Below are 21,202 nucleotides of genomic sequence, written 5' to 3'. Positions count from 1 at the left end.
AGTCGATCACCGACTAGGGTGCCTGCCCGTGGCCGCGCGAGTCACACCCCAGACGAACCGCCCCCGGAGGCGAAAGAAATGATCAAGGGTTTCAAAGAGTTCCTGATGCGAGGCAACGTTGTCGACCTCGCTGTCGCCGTGGTCATCGGCGGCGCGTTCGGCAAGGTGGTGGAGGGCCTGCTCAACGGGTTGATCAACCCGTTGATCGCCGCCGTGTTCGGCTCGCCCAACCTCGACTCGGTCGGCACGTTCAAGATCAACGGAGCCGCGTTCTCGATCGGTGTCCTCCTGACGGCTCTGGTCAACTTCGTGATCATCGCCGGCGCGATCTACTTCTTCGTGGTGACCCCGATGCAGAAGATCATGGAGCGGGCCAACCGCAACAAGGAGGCCGCCGTCGCCGAGACCCCGGCCGACGTCGCCCTGTTGACCGAGATCCGCGACCTGCTGCGCACCAACCGCTGACCAGCCTCGGTCAGGGCGTTTCCTGAGGCGCACGACCCAGCACCATCGAACGGCCGTCTCACTCCCAGTGAGGCGGCCGTTCGTTCTGCAACCAGTCCTCGCGGTCGGCCTCACGCTCTCGCTCGCGCCAGTCACCACCGGACTCGTCGCGGTCGTCGCCGGTCTGATCGGGCAGCACCGGGTCCTCGGGTGTCTCCGGTGCACGTCCCGGTTCGCGCCCGTGGTCAGAAGCCGCCGACATGGCCGCCCCCGTCGAGCACCCGCCGAGCTGCGCCTCCGACGGCGGCCTCGACGTGCATGCCTCGCCGCGGCAGGTGCAGCGCCTCGCGTACCAGGGCAGCCAGCTCCTCGGCACTGCGCTGCACGCCGTCCGAGAGCACCCAGTAGGCAACCGACTCGAGCTCGGCCGCCGTGTACAGCGCCACCGGACGCCCCGGCGCCACCTGAGGGAACGCCTCCCGCACCCGCGGCCGGCCCACGATGATCAAGGTCTCCTTGGTGGCCTGGGCGGCACCCACCAGATCGCGCCATTGCCCGCGGATCCGCTCCACCTCGGTGCCGGGATCGCAGAACAGGTCCATCGCCGCCACCCGCAGATAGGTCCACCCGGCTCGCTCCAACGCCTCCCGGCGCAGCCGATCCCGGGTGTTGACACTGGCACACGCGGCGTATCCCGGCCCGTCGACCTCGATGGCGAGCAGCCGTCGTCCGGGCTGGTCGGGGTCGGCCAGGGCCAGATCCACCGGCCAGTCGGCACACGTCGGACCGTCCACCACGGGCAGCCCCACCGACTCGAGCCGTTCGCGCAGATCGCGCACCAATGCGTCCAACGGCGGCGCGGCGTCCGAACCGGTCGGCAGCGGTGGGTGATCGCCCCGGCGGTCCGGGTCGGCGGCGATCGCCAGGACGTCGCGCAGCATCCGGGCGCCCTCGCTGCGCAACCGCTCGGGGTCGAGATCCTCGGCGGTGAAGCAGCACACCACAGTGGTCCGGCGCCGGGCGCGCGAGAGCGCCGTGGTCAGACAGGCTCGCCCGAATCGTCCGTCCAGCACGCCGAACCGGTGCAGCACCCGACCGTGCGGGGTGCGGGCCAGACCGATGGAGACGATCACCGCGTCCCGCTCGGCGCCGGGGATGCGGTGGATCGGGCGCACCATGAACGGCTCGGAGATGTCGCCGCCCCAGTGCACGTCCAGCCAGCGCGCCAGTTCGGGCCGGTCGGCGACCTCGAGCCGCAACGCCTCTTCGATCCGCTCGGCATGACGGGCACCCAAGGTCACCACGAGCAGGGATTCACCAGGCCGCCGTACGGCGTGCTCGCTCACCAGATCCACGACGCGGGCCACCTCGGCGGCAGCGCTGACCGCCATGTGCTCACCGGGCGCCGGAACCCCGGTGCCCTCGCGGACGTGCTCGAGGTGCAGCGGGGAGGTCGGCGCGGCCCCGGCCGTCAGCCCCCACGGCTGCGGATACCCCGAACGCAACGGCACCAGCAGCCGTCCGTCACGGGTGCGGTGGTCGCGATCGAGCCGGTGCAACGAGAGCAGCGGGTGCGCCCGCACCGTGCGCAGCACGGACGACAACGTCGAGGACGGCGCGAGCTCGGCCAACGCCTCGATCACCGACGGGCCACCGGTCGCCGGCGGCAAGCGACGGCGATCGCCCGCAACCACCACCTGCTGGGCGCGCGCCAGGGCGGCAGCACACTCGGGCATGCCCACCTGGCTGGCGTCGTCCACCGCGACCAGGTCGAGCATCGGTACCCCGGGACGGGCCGGCGGCAGGTTGCGCGCCACGGCGTCCGGGCTCATCACCCAGATCGGACGCAACGCACCGACCAGTTCACCGGCCCGCGACAGGCTGTCCATCGGCCAGCTCGAACGATGCCCACGGTGCACCTCGGCCTGCAACCAACGCACTTGATCGGGGCGGGCTCGAACGACATCGACCACACGCAGCGCGACCCCGGCCACCACCTGGGCCGCCCGGGCCGAGAGCAGCCGGACGTAGCCGTCGCGCAGAGTGTCGACGTGCCGGCGCAACTCGACCGGGTCGTGCCGAGCCAGGCGCGGATCGGAGCGGATGATGGTCTCGAGTACCGAGGTCCACCAGGCCAGGTCCAGTTCGCCGTCGACATCCTCGGGTTCGGGACGCCGCTCGGACAGGTCGGCCAGCAAAGGGGTCAGACCCGCGTCGTGCAGCCGCTTCATGCGCACCCGCCGCTGGGGCTGGGCCAGCAGGCCATCGGCATCGGCACACAGGTCGGCGAGCCGCTGCCGCAGCCGGTCCGGCTCCAGCGAACTCAGCTCGGGGGTGCCGGTGCCGTCGAGCACCCGGGCCAGCACCTCCAGGGCCAGTTCGAGGCGGTGGACTGCTCCGTCGGCGGCATCCAGCCCGGTCGGCACCCGCGGCCACCCGCCGCCGGGCGACAGCTCGAGCCACTGCCGTCGTTGCTCGGCCGCCAGCTGCAGCCGGTCGTGCAGATCGGGCAGATGGGTTCCCGGACGCACCAGCGCCGCCGCCCGGCGTCGCATCGCCCGCCGTGCCAGCCACCCCGACTGCTCCGGCTGGTCGGCGGCCTCCGGCGACAGGGCCGCGACCAGATCGGCGATCGGCTGCTCGAACACGGCCGGGGTCAACACGTCGAGGGTCTCGCGGACGGCGATGAGCAGCTCGAGCTGTGGCCGCCATCCGGCCACGGTGTGGGCCGGCTCGAGACCCGCGGCCAGGGCCAGCTCGGTCATCGCCTCGATCGCCTGCGGCAACACCTCGCGAGCGGCCCGGGCAGCGGCCAGGGCCTGGGTGGCCTCGTCGTCGGTGGCGACCTTGGCATCCAGCCAGCGGGTGTCGACCCGGGTCTGATGGAAGGCGCCCAGCTCGGCGACCTGGCGTAGGTCGACTCGCAGGCTGTCGCGGCGCGCGGTGTCCAATTGCCGGCAGGTGTCCATCGGCAACCGGACCCGGGTGCGCGGCGGGTTCTCCGAGGCCATGAGCTCGGCCAGCGCCACCATGGCGTCATACGCCGAGACCCCCCACGGGTCGCGACGGGTGTGCAGCGCCTGAGCGGCACCGGCCAGGGACTCCGCGGCCTGACGCACCTGCGCGGCGGCCACAGCCTCGGCTCGCGCGGCACGTCGACCCGCCGCAGCAGCAGTACCCGAGGCCTCGTCCGGCGCCGCCGGAGGTGCCGCGGCATCGGCCACCGCCGCCTGCAGCCCCGCTCCCAGCGCGGCCAGGATCTTGGGCCGGTCGCCCACCCCGTCGTGCAGATCGAGCACCAGCTCGCCCAATCCGGCCTCGGTGAACCGGCGGATCAGGGCGTCCGCGGTGCCGCGGTGCGGCGTCACCACCACCGCACGGCGTCCCCGGCTGACCAGGGTGGCCACCGTGGCCGCGAGGGTGTGGGTCAGCCCGGTACCGGGCGGCCCCTCGATCACCACGTGCGAGCCGCCGAGCGCGGCGTCCACCGCGCCCCGCTGGGCGCAGTCGAGGTCGAAGGCGACGTCATCGCTCTCGGGTTCGGGGTCCAGGACGACGAACGGCGTCGCCGCGCGCAAGCGCTCGGCCTCCTCGGGCGAGGGATCGGACCCCGGACTCAGCGTGGCCAGGTTCATCGAGGGCGTGGCATTGGCCAGCCGACCGAGCAGCGGGTGGATCTCGAGCGCCAGGCGCGCGGCGTCCAGATCGGCGACCAGCGCATCGGAGCCGGCGGTGAAGCTGCCCACCACCAGCCGCCGGTCGATGGCGAAGCCCGCGACCGTGTCACACAGGTCTTCGAGCAGGGCGTACACCGGTCGAGGGTCGAAGCCGTCGACGCCGAAGGACAACCCGCCCAGAGCCGAGGCGTCCAGCTCGACACCGTGTCGGCTCGCGAGCCGGCGCACCACCTCGGGGTTGACGATCGCGGTGTCGTCCAGATCGAGTTCGTAATCGTCCTGACCGGCGCCACGTGGGTGCAACGTGCAACTGCGCAGCAGGACGGGCGCACCGCTGGGGCCGCCCCGCCACGAGACCAGACCCGCTGCGAGGTAGCACGACCGGACGCCGCGCTCGGCGGCCAGGGCCTCGGCACTGGCCGCGATCAGCCGCGCCCGCCGACGGGCCACCGCGTGGGCCGCGGGTTCGCGCACCAGGCTCGACAGCCGAGTCGAGCGCCCGGCCATCAGCGTGGCCAGGCCCGACGGATGGGCGTGCGTGAGGTCGAGGACCTCGTTCTCGACGTCACCGATCAGGGTGTCGGGCAGCCGAGCCGAGGCGAGCGTGGCACGCCAGCGATCAACGGCGGCCAGCGGCGGCTCGGGCTCGCCCTCGTCGTCAGCACTCGGCGCGTCCGGCTGAACGTCCTGGGCCACAACGACTACGGTCGGCTCGTCGCCGACGATATGGGACACGGTGGACACAGCGGACACAGTGGACTCGGGATCAGACGAGTCGGTGGGCTCGATGGGCTGGTTGGGCTCGGTCGAGGTCGCGGGCCCTGCGTGGTGGCGCGCCCGTGGGTGTCGCGTCGCGACACGGTCGGGCAGCGCTTCATGAACCACGAATCCACGCTAACCGCCCGTTGCCGCCCGCCGGGTGAGCCAGGACGGCGCGTCGCCGCCCACCTGAAGCGCCCGTCCGGTTCAGGCGGCCAACAACATCGCCAGCACTGCGGTGTCGGGATCACACAACGGATCGACCCCCACCTGGCTGACCAGCCGGGTGACGGTGCCGTCGACCTCGGCCTCGACCCAGGCCGCTCGGTGTTCCAGGCCCAGGTGTGGCAGACCGGGCAGCAACACACAGCCGGACGCCGACCCCGCCGCCTCGGGGGTCGAGGGCCGCGATTCAGCGGGTGGGTGCAACAGGATCAGCGCCGGCGGCGCCTGCCGGCTGAACTGGCCCGGGCGGGGCGCGCCCTCCCCCAGCACAGGTCCGGCCAAGGTGACCAGCCCGACAGTGCCCGGTTGCGGATCGTCGGGGACGTCGTCCACCGCGCGGTAGACGGTGGTGGTCGGGACCAGACCGGGGACGGCGGCCAACCGGACGGCGAGCGCCAGGAACTGCGCCCATTCCCGGGTCGAGGCCGGCCAGCGGCCGGACACCACGAAACCGGACAGCTGCCGGTCGTCGCCGGCGAACGGGGATACTTCGACGGGCGGCATGGCGTCCTCCCGATGGGTCGGAGCGCTGCGGCGCAACGCCTCCCTTGTGGGTGCAGGGTGCGGGCTGATGGCCTTGGCACACAAGGGGTACCGAGTGCCAATCTGCCGTCCCGGCCCCGCGCCGGCCCGTTCTGACCCCGTTCCGGCCCGTTCTGCACACGCAGACACAGCGGGTGAGGCCGCTCGATGTGAACAGCCTCACCCGGTCGGCCCAGGGCCGACATCGGATGGCACGTCGTCATTGACGTGTCACCACGTGCTGCGGTGGCCTCTCGGCTGCCGCCGGAGCGGATCAGCCGAGCCACTCACCCGGCAGGAAGGCCTCGCGCTGACGACCGTGGGCGGTCACCTCCGCCGAGGCTGCCTGCTCGGCCGCCTGACGGGCGTGCTGAGCCCGCCGGTGGACGTGGATCTCCTCCATGCGCGTGCGACAGCGAATCAAGGCATGCGAGGCCGCCATGCGCCAGCTCTGACCGGTGTGCGGTCGGTGCAACGCACCGCTGAGCAGCTCCTCCATCGAGGCGTAGCGCGCCAGGAGGTGGTCGAGCACATTGCCGGTCGGACCGCTGAAGGCCGAGCCGATGGTCGGTGAGGGTCCGACCTCGGACTCCACCAGGGCGCTGGTGAGAACCTGGGCCAGTTCCAGGTCCTCGGTGAGCCAGCGCTGCCACGGCACCTGACCGCCATGGTCGCGAACCGAGGCACCCAGGGCGAGCAACATGGCGTCGACCTGCAGGTCGAGGGCCAGCCGGATGAGGTGGAGCTCGGCGTGCTCGGGATGCGAGGTGTCACGGCGAGCGAAGTCGGGCTCGAGCCCGCTCACCGAGAGCGCATGCATTTGCGAGTGGTCGATCGCCGTCATGTGAAAACACGTCCTTTCGGCGCCCTACTGCCCCGGGGAGCTGGGCGATGCATGTCGGAAAGAACAGGGATCCGTGTCATGCCTGGCGCAGCGGGGAGGCACCGGTGGACGGGCCAGAGAGTCTACAGTGACCCTTGGTCACCGTTTTGTTACTTCTTGTCGCACACCGGACATCTATCCGCCATGTGCTGTGTCACCCATAGTGCCCGTGTGACGGAGGTGACACCCGGGTCCAAGGTCATGGCCTCGCGATCTTGTCGCCGGTGCCTCACCTGAGTATGAACGGTCCTCCAGAGCACGCATGCGGAGCTGGACCCGGTTGGCAATTGCCGGGCGAATGCCGTTGTATCGCAAGCGCTTGCAGCGTCCAGTCCGCCCGTGACGACGATTCCGGACGCCCGTCACTCGCCGTCGCCTCGGGCACCGAGCCGCGAGACCGGCAGATGCCACCCGAGGTCGCGGCTGCCGGGCTGTGACAGACCCGACATGAACACCCTGCGTGACATCTGGTCCGGTCCGATCGTCCGACCGGGTCACCTCGTGCCGCTGGGTCAGGTGGTCACACCCGAGGACGCCGTCCCTGATCCAGCACCCGAACCAGCACCCGAGCCACCGTGGTCGTCACTGTCGTGATCGCCGGATCCGGGACGATCGCCGTCACCGTGACCACCCCGAGGAGGCATTCCCACCGCGATCTGCGCGGCCGTGTAGCTGCCGTCGGCGGCCCGCGTGCCCTGGACGAACACCAGGTCACCGACCTTCAGCGCCGCCACGGTCGTGGCAGTCGAGCCCCGCACCACCGTCTGGGCCGTGGTGACGACCGTGACGGAGGCGTTGTCGCGGGTGCGCACCACGAGCCGTCCGTCCGTCACCGAGGTGATCACACCCGCGGTCATCCGGGCGTCGTCGAACCCGTGGCCTCGCTGCCCACCAGTGCCCGGACCATCGGGTGCGCCACCCGGCACGCCCAGGCCCTGTCCCGGCTGATTCGGATCCATCCCGCCGGGCCATTCGCCCGGCGCGTCACCACGCGACCCGGACGCCGCACGGACGGCCTGCCCGTCTCCGCGCCCGTCGGCGAGCGCGGTGCCGGCCAGAAACCCGCCGAGGCCGAGTGCCGCCACGACAGCGACACCGCCGGCGATCCACCGCGACCGAGGGATCCGTGACGGCGGGACCGGCTCGGGATCGAGGGACGCCTCGACGGTGCCCTCGGGAGAGGGCGTCGCCCCCACCGGCACCGAGGGGAGGGTGCCAGGCGAGGACGACGCGCTCTCGGAGCCGACCGGCCCCTCGTCCTTCCCCGCCGTACTCGGGGAGGGAACTGCCCAGGAAGGGATGTCGGGGTTCTGGTCGCTCATGCCGTCAGCATCGTCGGCCAGCTCGAGGCGGGCCTGCGACACACCTGAGAGCCGGCTGTGAACCCGGTCTACCCAGCAGCCGCCAGGCCGATCACCACGTTCACGGTCGTGGCCAGCACCACCGTGCCGAACACGTAGGACAGCAGGCAGTGCACCAGTGCCGTGCGCCGGATCTCGCCCGAGGAGAGATTGGTGTCCGAGACCTGGTAGGTCATGCCCAGGGTGAAGGCCACGTAGGCGAAGTCGCTGTAGCGGGCCGGCTCGGTGCCGGCGAAGTCGATCCCGCCGTCCGGGCCGGAGTAGTACAGCCGCGCATAGCGCACCGTGTAGACGGTGTGCACCACCACCCACGACAGCACCACCACCAGCACCCCGAGCAGGCCACGGACCAACCGATCGCCCGACCCGCCGCCGAGCAGCAGGTGACCGACCGCGACCAGGCTGGCAACGCAGGCGAGCAGGACGGCGAACTCGGTCCCGAGCATGCCGCTGGCCTCTTCGTGGGCGGCGTGGGCGGCGGTGCGCGTCGCGTCCATGGCGCCGATCACCGACCAGGTGCGGGCCAGGTAGGCCATCGCACCCACCGACCACCCCACCGCCAGCGCGTAGTCGCCGTGCCCGGCCACGGCGTACCAGGCGGCGCCGGCGACCCCGCCCACCAGGGCCGCGGCCAGCAGCCGCAGCCCGGAACGACGCTGCGCCATGGTCTCCCGCAGCTGCATGATCAACCTCTCCCGCACACGGATCCGCCCGTATCGTCGCGCACACCTTCGGGCGTTGTATCGCGCTGCATCCCTCCGCATCCCTCTGCATCCCTCTGCCAGGATCGTCCGATGGCCGACGACTCGCACCGCTGGATCACCATCGACCGCCTCGACGAGGGCGTCTACCTGGCGCGCAATCGCCGAGGCCTCGAACTGCGATTCGGCAGCAAGGACCCCGACGGGTTCACGCCGGTCGAGCTGCTGCTGGCGGCGATCGCGGGCTGCTCGGCGGTCGACGTCGACGTGGTGACCGGGCGACGCAGCCCCGCCACCACGTTCAGCGCCCGCGTGGACGCCCAGGCCGTGCGCGACGAGGGAGGCAACGTGCTGCGCGACATCGAACTCACCTTTCGGGTGCGCTTTCCCGAGGGGCCGGACGGCGACGCGGCGCGGGCCGCGTTGCCGCGCGCCGTCCAGACCTCGCACGACCGCACCTGCACGGTCTCGCGCACCATCGAGGCCGGGGTACCGGTCGGCGTTCGGATCGACTGAGCCGGTCCGGCGCCGGCGGTGGCTCGCTAGCGTGGGGGCGTGCCGCACACCGTCTCGTACCGGGTGTACTACGAGGACACCGACAGTCTCGGCGTCGTCTACTACGCCAACTACTTCAAGTTCATCGAGCGGGGGCGCACCGAATACCTCGCCGCCCACGGCCAGGACGTCGCCACCCTCAACGCCAGCGGCGTGCTGGTGGTCGTCCACTCGGTGACCGCCAACTTCCGCCGCAGCGCGCGCCTGGGCGAGATGCTCGACGTGGTGACCAGCTTCGCGGTGAAGTCGCCGTTCCGCGGTCGCTTCGCCCAGCGGATCGAGCGGGACGGCGAGCTCGTGGTCGAGGCCACGGTCGACGTCGCCTGCCTCAACCCCGAGCAACGGCTGATCGAGTTGCCACCGGCGCTGAGAGCCCTCGCCGACTCCTGACCGTGATCATGCAATCCGTGCACATCGATATATCGATGTGCACGGATTGCATGATCACGGGGAGACGAGGGGCGGGCAACATCACCTGATCGCGCGACGATGCACGAACAACGGCCCACCTTCCGCGCCGGACGTCGTCCTAGACTGAGGCGAGCTAAGGGTAGGCATACCTCAGAAACGGGTCGTCATGATCACCTCGGGAACGCTCGCCGAGCTGCGCAGCGGGCAATGCGGTCACATCGCGCGGATCGACCCGGCGATCCCCGAACTGCTGCGGCTGCGGCTGCGTCATCTGGGGTTTCGCCCCGGCACGCAGGTCGAGGTGATCCGCCGAGCCCCCTTCGGCGGACCGTCCGTGTACCGGCTGTGTGACTACGACCTCTGTCTGCGGCGCGAGCACGCCCGCCACGTGCTGCTCGGGGAGGCGACCGGATGAGCCCCACCACGAGCCCCACTCGGGTTGCCCTGCTCGGCAGCCCGAACGCCGGCAAGACCACGATCTTCAATCACCTCACCGGGCTGCGCGCCCGCACCGCCAACTACCCGGGCGTCACCGTCACCCGCACCGAGGGGCTGACCCAGACCCCACTCGGGCCGGTCGCGATCGAGGATGTGCCCGGCACCTACAGCCTGAGCGCGATGAGCCCGGACGAGCAGGTGGTGGTCGATCTGCTCGACGGCACCCTCGAAGGGTGCCCGGCGCCGGACGCGCTGGTGGTCGTGCTCGACGCCACCACGCTGCGCCGCAGCCTGACCCTGGCAGCGCAGGCGCTGGCGATCGATCGGCCGGTCATCGTCGCCCTGACCATGCTGGACGAACTCACGTCACGTGGCGGTGAACTGGACGTCGCGGCGCTCGGCCGCGCGCTCGGCGTCCGGGTGGTGGGTCTGACCGCGCACAAGGGCGTCGGGATCAGCGACCTGGCCGCCGAGCTGGGCCGGCACCAGACCTGGCCCGCGCCCCCGGTGCTGCCCCCACTGGACGACGACGAGCTGTCGGCCTGGTCTGCCTCGGTCCTGGCGGCGTCCGGGTATCGGGCGCCCGCAGCCGACCGGCGCACCGCGACCATCGATCGGGTGCTGCTGCACCCGATCTGGGGCGGGCTGGTGTTCCTGGCCGTGATGTTCGTGTTCTTCCAGCTCATCTTCACGGTGGCCGCCCCGCTCCAGGACGGCCTGGAGTGGCTGCTCGGGGTGTTCGCCGGCTGGACCGCCTCGACCCTGGGGCACAACGTGCTCGGAGCATTCCTGTCCGAGGCCGTGATCGGCGGCGTCGGGTCGGTGCTGGTCTTCGTGCCGCAGATCGCGCTGCTGTTCCTGATCATCGCGGCGTTGGAGAGCGTCGGGTACATGGCCCGAGCGGCCTACCTGATGGACCGGATCATGGCCGCGACGGGCCTGGACGGACGGGCCTTCGTGGCGATGCTGTCGTCCTTCGCCTGCGCCGTACCGGGGATCATGGCCACCCGCACGATCCCGTCGTCCAAGACCCGGATCGCCACGATCTTGAGCGCCCCGCTGGTGCCCTGTTCGGCTCGACTGCCGGTGTACGTGCTGCTGGTCGGGCTGTTGGTACCGGCCGGCAACCGCTGGGGGCCGGTGCAGCAGCAAGGCATGGCGATGTTCGCGCTGTACCTGGTCGGCGGCTTGTCGGCCATGATCTCGGCCCGGCTGCTGCGGTCGACCGTGTTGCGCGGCGAGCTGGTGCCGTTCTACCTGGAGATGCCGCCCTATCGCCTGCCCGGGCTGCGCTCGGTGCTGGTCACCATGTGGGGCTCGGTGTCGATGTTCCTGCGCAAGGCCGGCACGATCATCTTCGGCACCGCGATCGTGCTCTGGCTGCTGCTGGCCTTCCCCACCCGCGATGCCGAGACCCTCGACATGCCGCCGGCCCAGGCGAGCGCCTACGTCCTGGAACACTCCTACGCCGCCGGGATCGGGTCGGTCATCGAACCGGTCTTCGAGCCCCTCGGGTTCGACTGGAGAATCGATCTGGGCCTGGTCGGGGCGATGTCCGCCCGCGAGGTGTTCGTGGCGACCCTGGGCCAGGTCGCCGCCGCGGCCGATCCGGAGCACCCGGCCACGTCGTTACGCGCGGCGACCTACCTCGACGGCCCGCACCGGGGCGAGCCGCTGTTCTCGGCGCCGACCGTGGTGGCGCTGTTGGCCTGGTTCGTCTATGCCCTGCAGTGCATGTCGACGGTGGCGGTGATGCGCCGCGAGACGGGATCGTGGCGATGGCCGGCGCTCGCGTTCGGCTACCTGTTGGTGCTCGCCTACGGCATGGCCTTCGTGGCCCACGAGGTGACGGTATGGATCACGTGACGTGGTGGCTCGGATGAGCCTGCCGATGCACCCGGTCGCCACCGAGAACCCCGAGGTGGTGCGGTGGGTGGTGCCCGGTTACCCGCTGGCCGCCCTCGCCGATCGGCTCACCCGGGGCGCCGCGCTGCGCGCCCTGCTGGACGACGGCACGCTCGACGCCGTCGAGGTGCGTCCTGCCGGCATCGAGGTGCACCTGACGTCGCGACTCAGTTGGCGCCACGAGGGTGCGGCCGTCCGCACCGCACTGGCCGCCGCCCTGGTCGAGGCCCTGCCGGCGTCCGACTGTCGGACCGGCTCCGGGTGTGCACCCGCCGGCTGCACCGCGTGCCCGGTCACGTCGCTGCCTCGACGCTGATCGACCGAGGTCAGGCCAGCGCACCCGCCACGAACGCTCGAACCCGGGTGCGGACCCGGGCTGCCGACTCGCCCCGCCGCACCTGGCCGGCCGCCGCGACCATCACCCCCATCACCAACCCGGCCACCCCGACGGCGTCCCGCGTCCCGGCGGCACGTAACGCCTCGACCAGGGGACGGACCAGTTCGACGTGCAGTTCGGTCACCCGCGCCCGGCACTGTTCGGGCAACTCCGGGCCGCTGTAGTGCGAGGCCGGCAGGTGACCGGCCAGCGCAGCGTCGAGTGCGGCGTCCACGAAGGCCTCGATCTGCTCGGCCGGCGTCGCCGCCTGCGCGACAGCCGCGGACACCGCGGTGGTGCTGCGCGCGAACAGTTCCTCGACGGCCACGGCGAGCAGGGCGCCGGTCGAGGCGAAGTACTGGTAGACGCTGCTGCGGGCCAATCCCGCGGACGACGCCACCGCCGCCGGGGTCACCGCCGTCGGACCCTCGCCCCCCAACAACCCCGCGGCGGCGTCGATGATCGCCGTCCGGCGCAGGACGTGGTGCTCGGCGACGGTGGCAGCCTCGATTCTCGGCACCGGCCCATTGTGACGCGCGCGCGCCGAGTGGTCCTGCGCTGACACCGCCCGGTGCGCCTCCTAGGATACCGACATGAGTGTCGACAAGAGCCCCACCGGCACGGACTCCCCCCGCTCCCCGGCGCTCGACCGCGCCGGCTGGGCCACGCTGCTCTCGCTGGGCTTCGGGGTCTCGCTGGTCATCATGGACGCCACGATCGTCAACGTGTCGCTGCCCGTGGTGATGGCCGACCTCGGGCTGGACGGCGCAGATGCCCAGTGGCTGAACGCCTCCTACGCCCTGATGTTCGCCGCCCTGCTGCTCACGGTGGGCCGCTTCGGTGACCTGCACGGACGGCGCAAGGTCTTCGCCACCGGCATGGTGGTGTTCATGGCCTCCTCGGTGGTGGCCGGTTCGAGCACCAACGGCACCATGCTGATCACCGCGCGACTGGTGCAGGGCATCGGCGCCGCCATGATCGTGCCGAGCACCCTGTCGACGCTCAACGCCACCTTCACCGGACGCGCCCGCACCATCGCGTTCGCGGTCTGGGGTTCGGCGATCGGTGGCATGGCGGCGATCGGGCCGCTGATCGGCGGCTGGCTGGCCACGGACGTGTCGTGGCGCTGGGCGTTCTGGCTCAACATCCCGGTCGGACTGCTGGTCATGGTCGGCATCGTGCGCGCCGTCCCCGAGACCCGCGACGCCGGCGCCACGCCCGGTTCGGACCCGCTCGGCGTGCTGCTCTCGGCGGTGGGCATGGGCGCGCTGGTGTTCGCCCTGATCGAATCGTCGTGGTTCGGCTGGTGGCGTGGTGAGGACGGCGGGCTGTCACCGGTACCGTTCGCCCTCGTCGCCGGGCTGGTGCTGATGCTGCTGTTCGTGATGCTCGAACGGGTCCGCGCCCGGCGCGGCGTCAACGCACTGGTCGACCTGAATCTGTTCCGGCTGAGGGGATTTCGCTGGGGCGTGATCGCCGCGTTGGTGGTGGCCTTCGGCGAGTTCGGCCTGCTGTTCACCCTGCCGCTGCTGATGCAGGGCACCCTGGGGTACTCGGCGCTGGGTACGGGAGGGGTGATCCTGGTGCTGGCCCTGGGCACCTTCTTCGCCTCGGGCGTCCTGCCGCAGCTGTCCGGCAAGATCAGCCAGCGCGCCATCGTGCAGGTCGGGCTGCTCCTCGAGGCCGTGGCCGTCGGCGGATTGGCGCTGACCTTGTCCATGACGGTGGCGACGGCGACACTGTGCGGCTGGCTGTTCCTCTACGGCGCGGGGGTCGGCATGGCGACAGCACAACTCACCTCGCTGCTCCTGGCCGACGTGCCGATCCAGCAGAGCGGCCAGGCCTCGGGCCTGCAGAGTTCGGTGCGCCAGGTCGGCTCCGCACTCGGAGTGGCGCTGCTCGGCGGCCTGCTGGTCGCCCGACTCGCAGCCACCACCCGGGACAACCTGAGCGCGCTCGGGCTCCCGACGCAGACCGTGGACGGCGTGACGAGCGCCGTCAAGGACAGCGCCGGGATCGCGATCGCCGGGCTGCAGGCTCGCGCCGGGAGCGAGGCCGTCGCCTCGGCCGCCGCCGAGGCGATGATCACCGCCAGCCGGACGACGACCGGCATCGCCGCGCTGGTGTTGCTGCTCGGCCTGCTGGCGACCCTGAACCTGCCGCGTCAGGGCCGAACGGCGCCGGCCACCTCGGGATCCTCGGACTCCTCGGGCTTCTCGGACTCCTCGACCTCCTCGACCTCTGCTGCCGAGGTCGAGTCCGTCTGACGATCGGCACCGAAGGTCAGTGAGGTGATCGTCACCACGGCCAGGATCGCCACGATCACACCCAGCGAGAGCAGGGTCGGCACCTCCGGAACCCACGCCCAGACACCGTGCGCCCAGTGCATCACCAGCTTGGTGCCGATGAACGCCAGGATCAGCGCCAGGCCATAGCCCAGGTGGGTCAGCTTGCTCAGCGCGCCCTCGAGCACGAAGTAGAGCGCCCGTAGGCCGAGCAGGGCGAAGGCGTTGGTGGCGAAGACCAGATAGGCGTCCCCGGTGATGCCGTACACCGCGGGCACCGAGTCGATCGCGAACACCACGTCGGTGGCCAGGATCGCCACCGTCGCCAGCGCCAGCGGGGTGAGCGCGCGGCGTCCATCGCTCTGCGGGATCGTCATCCGGGTGCCGGAATAGCCATCGGCCACCGGCCAGAACCGACGCAGCAGCCGGACGCTGCGCAGCTCGGACACCTCGATGACGGCGTCCTCGTGACTCATCGCGTCGCGCAGCACCTTGACCGCCGTGACCAGCAGGATCGCCCCGAAGAGCAGGAACGCCCAGGCGAAGGTCGAGATCAGTTGCGCCCCGAGGGCGATGAAGATGCCGCGCAGCACCAGTGCCCCGGCGACGCCGATCAGCAGCACGCGTTGTTGCAGCTCGCGTGGCACGGCAAAGGCACCCAGCAGCAGGATGAAGACGAACAGGTTGTCGACCGACAGCGACTTCTCGACCAGATAGCCGGTGTAGTACTCCAGGCCGCGCTGCCCGCCGTAGGACGACCAGATCCACCCACCGAAGGCCAGCGGGATCGCGATGTAGAACGCCGACCACCCGAGTGCCTCGCGCATCGACACCTCGTGCGGACGGCGCGTGATCAGGAAGTCGACGATCAACAGCAGGATGACGGCACCGATGGTCAGTGCCCACAACAGTGGGGTGCCCACGGGGGCATCGGTCACGAGGAACTCCTCAGCACGCAGTGGCTGAGGTCTCCTTCGCCGGACGCACCCGGTGGCTACCCACCAGAAACTGTCCGGCCCCGCACCGGGAGCATCGCGGGATGCTCGTGATGACCGGCCACGGAGTTGAGAAGTACTCCCCTCGGGGTCGAGGCTAGCCAGCGCCGCGCATTTACGCAACACCGAGATGCTCTAATTGGTCCATGTGGCTCACCACGTGCGCGGGCGATGCGCGATGACCCGCGGCGAACTGCTCACCGCAGCCGGGTTCCTGGTGGTCGTGGCGCTCTACGCCGGACTGTCCACGGTGTGGACCAGCTCGGACCCCGGCTGGTACGACGCACTGGCCAAGCCGGCCTGGCAACCGCCGCCGGTGGTCTTCGGCGTGATGTGGCCGTTGAACTTCCTGGCGCTGACGGTGGCCGGGATCGCGGTCTCGATCGGGTCGCCGCCCAGTCGGGCCTGGACGGCGCTGGGCGTGTTCGCGATCTCGGTGGTCTTCGCCCTCGGCTGGGCCTACCTCTTCTACGTGCCGCATGCCCTGGGGCCGGCCGCCGTGGCGCTGGCCTCGGCGGCGGTGATCACGTGGGTCCTGGTGATCGTGACCTGGCGGGCGCTGCCGTGGGCAGGCGCCGTCCTGATCCCGTACGCCCTCTGGATGAGCGTCGCCACCAGCCTGTCGGTGGGTTACTGGCAGTTGGCCCGCGCCCACTGAACCCTCGGTGATCATGCAATCCGTGCACACTCATCGGCGCGAACCCGCCGAACGCGCCTGAGGCCATAACCTCGTCGACCTCGCGAAGCGATCATGACACCATCGCCTGCTGACGAGGAAGGGCGGTGATCGGCCATGACCCATACCGAACACGGCGACCGCGAGGCGGCCCGCGGCGGCGAGATCCTGCGCACCGTCGTGGGTTCCGGCGTCCACGGCATCGCCATCGAGGGCACCGACGACCACGACGAGATGGGCATCTACGTCGAGCCGGCCACCTCGGCCCTGGGCTTCACCCGGCCGAGTGAGCACTACATCTGGCGCACCCAGCCCGAGGGAGCGCGGTCGGGACCGGGCGACACCGACCTGGTGATGTACTCGCTGCGCAAGTACCTGCGGCTGGCGGTCAAGGGCAATCCCACCGCGCTGTTGCCGTTGTACGCACCGGCCGGCGACGTCATCGTGACCAGTGAACTGGGCGAGGAACTGCGCGCCCTGGCGCCGAAGATCCTGTCGCGGCGCGCCGTCCGGCGGTTTCTGGGCTACATGGAATCCCAGCGGGCGCGGCTGCGCGGTGACGGGCCGCGCCACGGCGTCCCGAATCGTCCCGAGTTGGTCGCTCGGTACGGCTATGACGTCAAATACGCCTCGCACGCACTGCGTTTGGTCTCCAGGCCCCGGGCCCCGCCCCCCCCCGCCGCCGCCCTCCCCCCCCCCCCCCCCCCCGCCCCCCCCCGCCCCCGCCCGCCCCACCCCCGCCCGCCCCCCCCCCCCCCCCCCCCCCCCCCCCCCCCCCCCCCCCCGCCGGCCCCGGCCGGGCCCCCCCCCCCCGGCGGAACCCCCCCCCCGGCCCGAGGACGCCGCTCGCCGCGGTCACGGCCTGGTCGGTGCAGGCCCACCGGCGGCACTGGGGGTGGGCATGATCCTGACGCTGAGCACCACGCATCAGCCGGCCACCGACCTGGGGTACCTGCTGCACAAACACCCTGCCAAGGTGCAGACCTTCGAGGTGGCCGCGGGCAGCGCCCATGTCTTCTACCCCCGGGCGGACGACGCGCAGTGCACCGCGGCCCTGCTGCTCGAGGTCGACCCGATCGCGCTGGTCCGGGGCCGATCCGGAGGCCGCACCGACGGTGGCCGGGGCCGGCGCGATGCCCCGCCGGAGTCGTTCTCACTCGGCCAGTACGTCAACGATCGGCCGTATGCGGCGTCCAGCCTGCTGGCGGTGGCGCTCGGGTCGGTGTTCCGGACGGCGCTGTCCGGGCGGTGTGCAGCCAAGCCCGACCTGGCGGCGTCCGAGCTGCCGTTGCAGGTTCACGTTCCCGTGCTGCCCTGCCGCGGCGGAGCCGAGCTCGCGCGAAACCTGTTCGAGCCCTTGGGGTGGCAGGTCGAGGCGCGCGCCATCGCGCTGGACGAGACCATGCCGACATGGGGTGAGTCGCGCTTCGTCGACCTGCGACTGACCGGCCGGATGCGGCTGGCCGATGCCCTGAACCACCTCTACGTCCTGCTGCCGGTGCTGGACGACGCCAAGCACTACTGGGTCAGCCCCGAGGAGGTCGACAAGCTCATTCGGGCGGGGGGTGACTGGTTGGCCGGGCATCCACTGCGCGAGCTGATCACCCGACGTTACCTGGCGCATCGCCGCGCCTTGACCCGTACCGCGCTCGATCGACTGGCCGAGACGGACGACGTCGTGGAGGACGCCGACGCCCCGAGTGACCAGGCCGACGGCGGGATCGACGAGGAGCCGAGCGATCGTCCAGCGCCGCTGGCCGAGCAGCGGCGGGGCGCCGTCCTGGCGGTGTTGCACGCCGAGGACGTGCGCCGCGTCGGCGACCTGGGCTGCGGCTCGGGTGCGCTCACCCAGGTCTTGCTGGCCGATCGGCGCTTCACCACGGTGGTGGCGGCGGACGTCTCCTCGCGCGCGCTCACGCTGGCCGAGCGACGATTGCGCCTGGACCGGATGCCCGACCACCAGCGCGAGCGACTGCAGCTGCTGCAGACCTCGCTGACCTACCGCGACACCCGGCTGAGCGGGTTGGACGCGATCGTGCTGATGGAGGTGATCGAGCACCTCGACCCACCCCGGCTGCCCGCTCTCGAGCGAGCGGTGTTCGCGGACGCCGCCCCGCGCGTGGTCGTGGTGACCACCCCGAACATCGAGCACAACGTGCGCTACGAGGGCCTGGCTCCCGGGGCGTTTCGGCACCGGGATCACCGGTTCGAGTGGACCCGGGCCGAGTTCGCGGCGTGGGCGCAGGCAGTGGCCACACGCCGCGGGTACGCCGTCCGATATCTCCCGGTCGGGGACGACGACCCCGAGGTGGGGCCACCCACGCAGCTGGCGGTGTTCACCCGATGAACGAGCTGAACAAGCAGGTCGAGCAGACCGATTCTGCCTCGCGGGTGATCGAGCTGCCACAGCTGAGTCTGGTGGTGCTGGTCGGGGTCAGCGGGTCGGGCAAGTCGACCTTCGCTCGGCGGCACTTCCTGCCCACCGAGGTGATCTCGAGTGATGCCTGCCGTGGCCTGGTGGCCGATGACGAGAACGATCAGGCGGCCAGCGCCGACGCCTTCGACGTGCTGCACTACATCGCCGGTAAGCGCTTGGCCGCAGGGCGTTTGACCGTCATCGACGCCACCAATGTGCAGCCGAACGCGCGGGCCGCGCTGGTGAGGCTGGCCCGCGAGCACGACGTGCTGCCGGTGGCGATCGTGCTCGACGTGCCCGAACGGGTGTGTGTCGAGCGCAACGAGTCCCGTGCCGAGCGGACCTTCGGCGCGCAGGTGATCCGGCGGCAGCGTGACCAGATGCGCCGCGGTCTGAAGAGCTTGCAGCGCGAGGGGTTTCGCGGCGTCCACGTCGTGCGCGGCGAGACCGAGGTGAGCGCCGCACGGATCGTGCGCACGCCTCTGTTCAACGATCTGCGGCACGAGCACGGGCCGTTCGATGTCATCGGTGACGTCCATGGGTGCCGCGAGGAGCTCGAGAGTCTGCTCGGCAACCTCGGGTACGTCATCACCCGGGACGACGCCGGCCGAGCGGTCGGCGCCTCGCATCCGGAGCGGCGACGGGTGGCGTTCGTCGGCGACCTGGTCGACCGGGGGCCGGACACCCCGGGCGTGCTGCGCCTGGCCATGGGCATGGTCGAGACCGGAGACGCGTTGTGCGTCAGCGGGAATCACGAGAACAAGCTGTTGCGGGCGCTGCGCGGCCGGCAGGTGCAACTGACGCACGGGCTGGCCGAGTCACTCGCTCAGCTGGCCGCCGAGCCGGAAGATTTCCGCACCCGAGTACAGACCTTCCTCGACGGACTGATCTCGCACTACGTGCTGGACGGCGGCGCCCTGGTGGTCGCGCACGCCGGGATTCTCGAGCGGTATCAGGGCCGGGCGTCCGGGCGGGTGCGGGAGTTCTGCCTCTACGGGCAGACCACCGGCGAGACCGACGCGTACGGGCTGCCGGTGCGTTACGCCTGGGCGCAGGACTATCGCGGCCGAGCCATGGTGCTCTACGGCCACACCCCGGTGCCGGGCGTGGAGTGGGTCAACAACACGCTCTGTCTCGACACCGGGTGCGTGTTCGGCGGCCAGTTGACCGCGCTGCGCTACCCCGAGCGCGAGCTGGTGTCGGTGCCGGCGGTGCGCACCCACTACGCGCCGTCCAAACCGTTCCCGGTCAACGAGAACCTGGCCGATGGCTCCGACAGCTCCGGTGAGGCGACGGCCGGACGCCGTGAGAGCGACGTCCTCGATCTGACCGACGTGATCGGGCGGCGCGTGGTGCAGACCACCCACCACGGCCGGATCTCGGTGCGGGAGGAGAACGCCGCAGCGGCCCTCGAGGTGATGAGCCGGTTCGCGGTCGACCCCCGGCTGTTGGTGTACCTGCCGCCGACGATGAGCCCCGTGGCCACGGCGACGTCCGGGGAGATGCTGGAGCACCCCGAGCAGGCGTTCTCGGCGTTTCGCGCCGACGGCGTGAGCGAGGTGATCTGCCAGGCCAAGCACATGGGTTCGCGCGCCGTGGTGTTGCTGCTGCGCGACCCACAGGTCGCGGCGTCCCGGTTCGGATTCGAGGGCTGGGACCTGCCCGGGGCGGTGTGGACCCGCACCGGGCGCGCGTTCCTCCGCCCCGAGCTGACCGGCGCGTTGTTGGACCGACTTCGGGTGGCGGCGGAGGCGGCCGGACTGTTCGACGAGCTGACTTCGCCCTGGCTGCTGCTGGACGCCGAACTCCTGCCGTGGAGCCTGAAGGCCGAGGAGCTGTTGCGCCACCAGTACGCCGCCGTCGGGGCGGCGGCCGGTGCCGCCCTGCCGGTCGCCGCCGACCTGTTGCAGCAGGCGGCCGGGGCCGGTCTGGACGTCGCGGACCTGTTGGCGCGCACCCGGTCTCGGCAAGCCAACGCCGACGCCTTCACCGCGGCATATCGCCGCTACTGCTGGCCGACCACCGGTTTGGACGGCGTCCGGCTGGCGCCGTTCCAGCTGCTCGCCGCCGAGGGCTCGGCGTTCCAGGATCGGCCGCACACCTGGCACCTGGGCCTGATCGATCGGCTGGTGACGGCCGACCCGGAGTTGGTCATCACCACCGAGCGGTTGCTGGTCGACACCACCGACCTGTCCTCCGTCGACGCGGGTATCGACTGGTGGACTGCGCTGACCGAGGCCGGCGGCGAGGGCATGGTGGTCAAACCCGCGGCCAACCTGACCCGCGGCGCCACGGGCCTGGTGCAGCCGGGGGTGAAGGTACGCGGTCGCGAGTACCTGCGCATCATCTACGGCCCCGACTACACCGAACCCGCTCACCTCGACCGGTTGCGCCGACGGTCGCTGGGACACAAGCGTTCCCTGGCCCTGCGCGAGTACGCGCTCGGCCTGGAGGCCCTCGACCGGCTGGTACGCGGCGAGCCCCTGTGGCGAGTCCACGAGTGCGTCTTCGCCGTCCTCGCCCTGGAGTCCGAGCCGGTCGACCCGCGGCTCTAGGACGTCCCCGAGTGGGGA

At 71.3% G+C, this 21,202-nt stretch carries 18 protein-coding genes and 1 pseudogene; 11 read left to right on the top strand and 8 right to left on the bottom strand.

The features are described 5' to 3' along the window. The first annotated feature begins 78 nt into the window (after window positions 1-78). On the top strand, window positions 79-465 hold the full coding sequence (mscL, locus tag IPK24_06005) for a large conductance mechanosensitive channel protein MscL (protein ID MBK8075118.1): 387 nt from the start codon (window positions 79-81) through the stop codon (window positions 463-465). Window positions 466-523: 58 nt separating this feature from the next. Here mscL and IPK24_06000 read toward each other — a convergent pair whose 3' ends face one another. The 6 genes from IPK24_06000 to IPK24_05975 form a co-directional block, all read right to left on the bottom strand. Further along, window positions 524-706 carry a hypothetical protein gene (locus tag IPK24_06000; GenBank protein ID MBK8075117.1) on the bottom strand — a complete coding sequence of 61 codons (183 nt, stop codon included), beginning with the start codon at window positions 704-706 and terminating at the stop codon, window positions 524-526. Beyond that, window positions 690-4,817: a hypothetical protein gene (locus IPK24_05995; GenBank protein MBK8075116.1), complete on the bottom strand. Its 4,128-nt coding sequence runs from the start codon at window positions 4,815-4,817 to the stop codon at window positions 690-692. The genes IPK24_06000 and IPK24_05995 overlap by 17 nt, the downstream gene beginning before the upstream one ends. A gap of 270 nt (window positions 4,818-5,087) precedes the next feature. Continuing rightward, on the bottom strand, window positions 5,088-5,609 hold the full coding sequence (locus tag IPK24_05990; protein MBK8075115.1) for a peptidase: 522 nt from the start codon (window positions 5,607-5,609) through the stop codon (window positions 5,088-5,090). A gap of 292 nt (window positions 5,610-5,901) precedes the next feature. Continuing rightward, window positions 5,902-6,471 carry a hypothetical protein gene (locus IPK24_05985; protein MBK8075114.1) on the bottom strand — a complete coding sequence of 190 codons (570 nt, stop codon included), beginning with the start codon at window positions 6,469-6,471 and terminating at the stop codon, window positions 5,902-5,904. A 551-nt stretch (window positions 6,472-7,022) separates the two neighbouring features. After that, a complete protein-coding gene (locus tag IPK24_05980) occupies window positions 7,023-7,832 on the bottom strand; it encodes a hypothetical protein (protein MBK8075113.1) in 810 nt (269 codons plus the stop codon). A gap of 68 nt (window positions 7,833-7,900) precedes the next feature. Beyond that, window positions 7,901-8,554, bottom strand: coding sequence for a DUF1345 domain-containing protein (locus IPK24_05975; protein ID MBK8075112.1), 654 nt, complete (start codon window positions 8,552-8,554; stop codon window positions 7,901-7,903). A gap of 111 nt (window positions 8,555-8,665) precedes the next feature. On the opposite strand from IPK24_05975, the gene IPK24_05970 reads away from it, so the two are divergent. The 5 genes from IPK24_05970 to IPK24_05950 all read left to right on the top strand — a co-directional run bounded on the left by IPK24_05970 (window position 8,666) and on the right by IPK24_05950 (window position 12,197). Further along, window positions 8,666-9,088: an OsmC family protein gene (locus IPK24_05970; GenBank protein MBK8075111.1), complete on the top strand. Its 423-nt coding sequence runs from the start codon at window positions 8,666-8,668 to the stop codon at window positions 9,086-9,088. 39 nt (window positions 9,089-9,127) lie between these two features. Further along, entirely contained in the window at window positions 9,128-9,517 is a 390-nt protein-coding gene (locus IPK24_05965) for a YbgC/FadM family acyl-CoA thioesterase (GenBank protein MBK8075110.1), read from the top strand. 187 nt (window positions 9,518-9,704) lie between these two features. Further along, the gene (locus tag IPK24_05960; protein ID MBK8075109.1) at window positions 9,705-9,953 is read left to right on the top strand and encodes a ferrous iron transport protein A; all 249 of its coding nucleotides are present in this window, start codon (window positions 9,705-9,707) and stop codon (window positions 9,951-9,953) included. After that, entirely contained in the window at window positions 9,950-11,842 is a 1,893-nt protein-coding gene (locus IPK24_05955; GenBank protein MBK8075108.1) for a ferrous iron transporter B, read from the top strand. The genes IPK24_05960 and IPK24_05955 overlap by 4 nt, the downstream gene beginning before the upstream one ends. Before the next feature lie 13 nt (window positions 11,843-11,855). Next, on the top strand, window positions 11,856-12,197 hold the full coding sequence (locus IPK24_05950) for a hypothetical protein (GenBank protein MBK8075107.1): 342 nt from the start codon (window positions 11,856-11,858) through the stop codon (window positions 12,195-12,197). Between the two features lie 10 nt (window positions 12,198-12,207). Here IPK24_05950 and IPK24_05945 read toward each other — a convergent pair whose 3' ends face one another. Continuing rightward, the gene (locus tag IPK24_05945; protein ID MBK8075106.1) at window positions 12,208-12,777 is read right to left on the bottom strand and encodes a TetR/AcrR family transcriptional regulator; all 570 of its coding nucleotides are present in this window, start codon (window positions 12,775-12,777) and stop codon (window positions 12,208-12,210) included. Window positions 12,778-12,850: 73 nt separating this feature from the next. On the opposite strand from IPK24_05945, the gene IPK24_05940 reads away from it, so the two are divergent. Continuing rightward, window positions 12,851-14,524: an MFS transporter gene (locus tag IPK24_05940; protein MBK8075105.1), complete on the top strand. Its 1,674-nt coding sequence runs from the start codon at window positions 12,851-12,853 to the stop codon at window positions 14,522-14,524. On the opposite strand, the gene IPK24_05935 is transcribed toward IPK24_05940, so the two are convergent. Beyond that, a complete protein-coding gene (locus IPK24_05935) occupies window positions 14,422-15,453 on the bottom strand; it encodes a TerC/Alx family metal homeostasis membrane protein (GenBank protein MBK8075104.1) in 1,032 nt (343 codons plus the stop codon). The genes IPK24_05940 and IPK24_05935 overlap by 103 nt on opposite strands. 262 nt (window positions 15,454-15,715) lie before the next feature. Between IPK24_05935 and IPK24_05930 the strand changes: the two genes are divergently transcribed. The 4 genes and pseudogenes from IPK24_05930 (at window position 15,716) to IPK24_05915 (ending at window position 21,184) form a co-directional block, all read left to right on the top strand. Further along, on the top strand, window positions 15,716-16,195 hold the full coding sequence (locus tag IPK24_05930) for a tryptophan-rich sensory protein (protein MBK8075103.1): 480 nt from the start codon (window positions 15,716-15,718) through the stop codon (window positions 16,193-16,195). Between the two features lie 135 nt (window positions 16,196-16,330). After that, a pseudogene (locus tag IPK24_05925) lies at window positions 16,331-16,861 on the top strand (nucleotidyltransferase domain-containing protein). Window positions 16,862-17,114: 253 nt separating this feature from the next. Beyond that, window positions 17,115-18,560, top strand: a complete 1,446-nt coding sequence (locus IPK24_05920) for a 3' terminal RNA ribose 2'-O-methyltransferase Hen1 (protein MBK8075102.1) — start codon at window positions 17,115-17,117, stop codon at window positions 18,558-18,560. Continuing rightward, entirely contained in the window at window positions 18,557-21,184 is a 2,628-nt protein-coding gene (locus tag IPK24_05915; protein ID MBK8075101.1) for a polynucleotide kinase-phosphatase, read from the top strand. Before IPK24_05920 ends, IPK24_05915 begins: the two co-directional genes overlap by 4 nt. The last annotated feature ends 18 nt before the right edge of the window (window positions 21,185-21,202 follow it).

This window comes from Kineosporiaceae bacterium, assembly GCA_016713225.1.
In the GTDB taxonomy this organism is placed as follows: domain Bacteria; phylum Actinomycetota; class Actinomycetes; order Actinomycetales; family Kineosporiaceae; genus JADJPO01.
The sequence above is the reverse complement of the archived record's forward strand: the minus strand, read 5'-3'. Positions and strand labels throughout refer to the sequence as shown.

Coding starts and splice junctions, on each gene's coding strand:
- mscL (MBK8075118.1), top strand. CDS start 79: ATGATCAAGGGTTTCAAAGAGTTCCTGATGCGAGGCAACGTTGTCGAC.
- IPK24_06000 (MBK8075117.1), bottom strand. CDS start 706: ATGTCGGCGGCTTCTGACCACGGGCGCGAACCGGGACGTGCACCGGAG.
- IPK24_05990 (MBK8075115.1), bottom strand. CDS start 5,609: ATGCCGCCCGTCGAAGTATCCCCGTTCGCCGGCGACGACCGGCAGCTG.
- IPK24_05985 (MBK8075114.1), bottom strand. CDS start 6,471: ATGACGGCGATCGACCACTCGCAAATGCATGCGCTCTCGGTGAGCGGG.
- IPK24_05980 (MBK8075113.1), bottom strand. CDS start 7,832: ATGAGCGACCAGAACCCCGACATCCCTTCCTGGGCAGTTCCCTCCCCG.
- IPK24_05975 (MBK8075112.1), bottom strand. CDS start 8,554: ATGCAGCTGCGGGAGACCATGGCGCAGCGTCGTTCCGGGCTGCGGCTG.
- IPK24_05970 (MBK8075111.1), top strand. CDS start 8,666: ATGGCCGACGACTCGCACCGCTGGATCACCATCGACCGCCTCGACGAG.
- IPK24_05960 (MBK8075109.1), top strand. CDS start 9,705: ATGATCACCTCGGGAACGCTCGCCGAGCTGCGCAGCGGGCAATGCGGT.
- IPK24_05955 (MBK8075108.1), top strand. CDS start 9,950: ATGAGCCCCACCACGAGCCCCACTCGGGTTGCCCTGCTCGGCAGCCCG.
- IPK24_05950 (MBK8075107.1), top strand. CDS start 11,856: ATGAGCCTGCCGATGCACCCGGTCGCCACCGAGAACCCCGAGGTGGTG.
- IPK24_05940 (MBK8075105.1), top strand. CDS start 12,851: ATGAGTGTCGACAAGAGCCCCACCGGCACGGACTCCCCCCGCTCCCCG.
- IPK24_05930 (MBK8075103.1), top strand. CDS start 15,716: ATGACCCGCGGCGAACTGCTCACCGCAGCCGGGTTCCTGGTGGTCGTG.
- IPK24_05920 (MBK8075102.1), top strand. CDS start 17,115: ATGATCCTGACGCTGAGCACCACGCATCAGCCGGCCACCGACCTGGGG.
- IPK24_05915 (MBK8075101.1), top strand. CDS start 18,557: ATGAACGAGCTGAACAAGCAGGTCGAGCAGACCGATTCTGCCTCGCGG.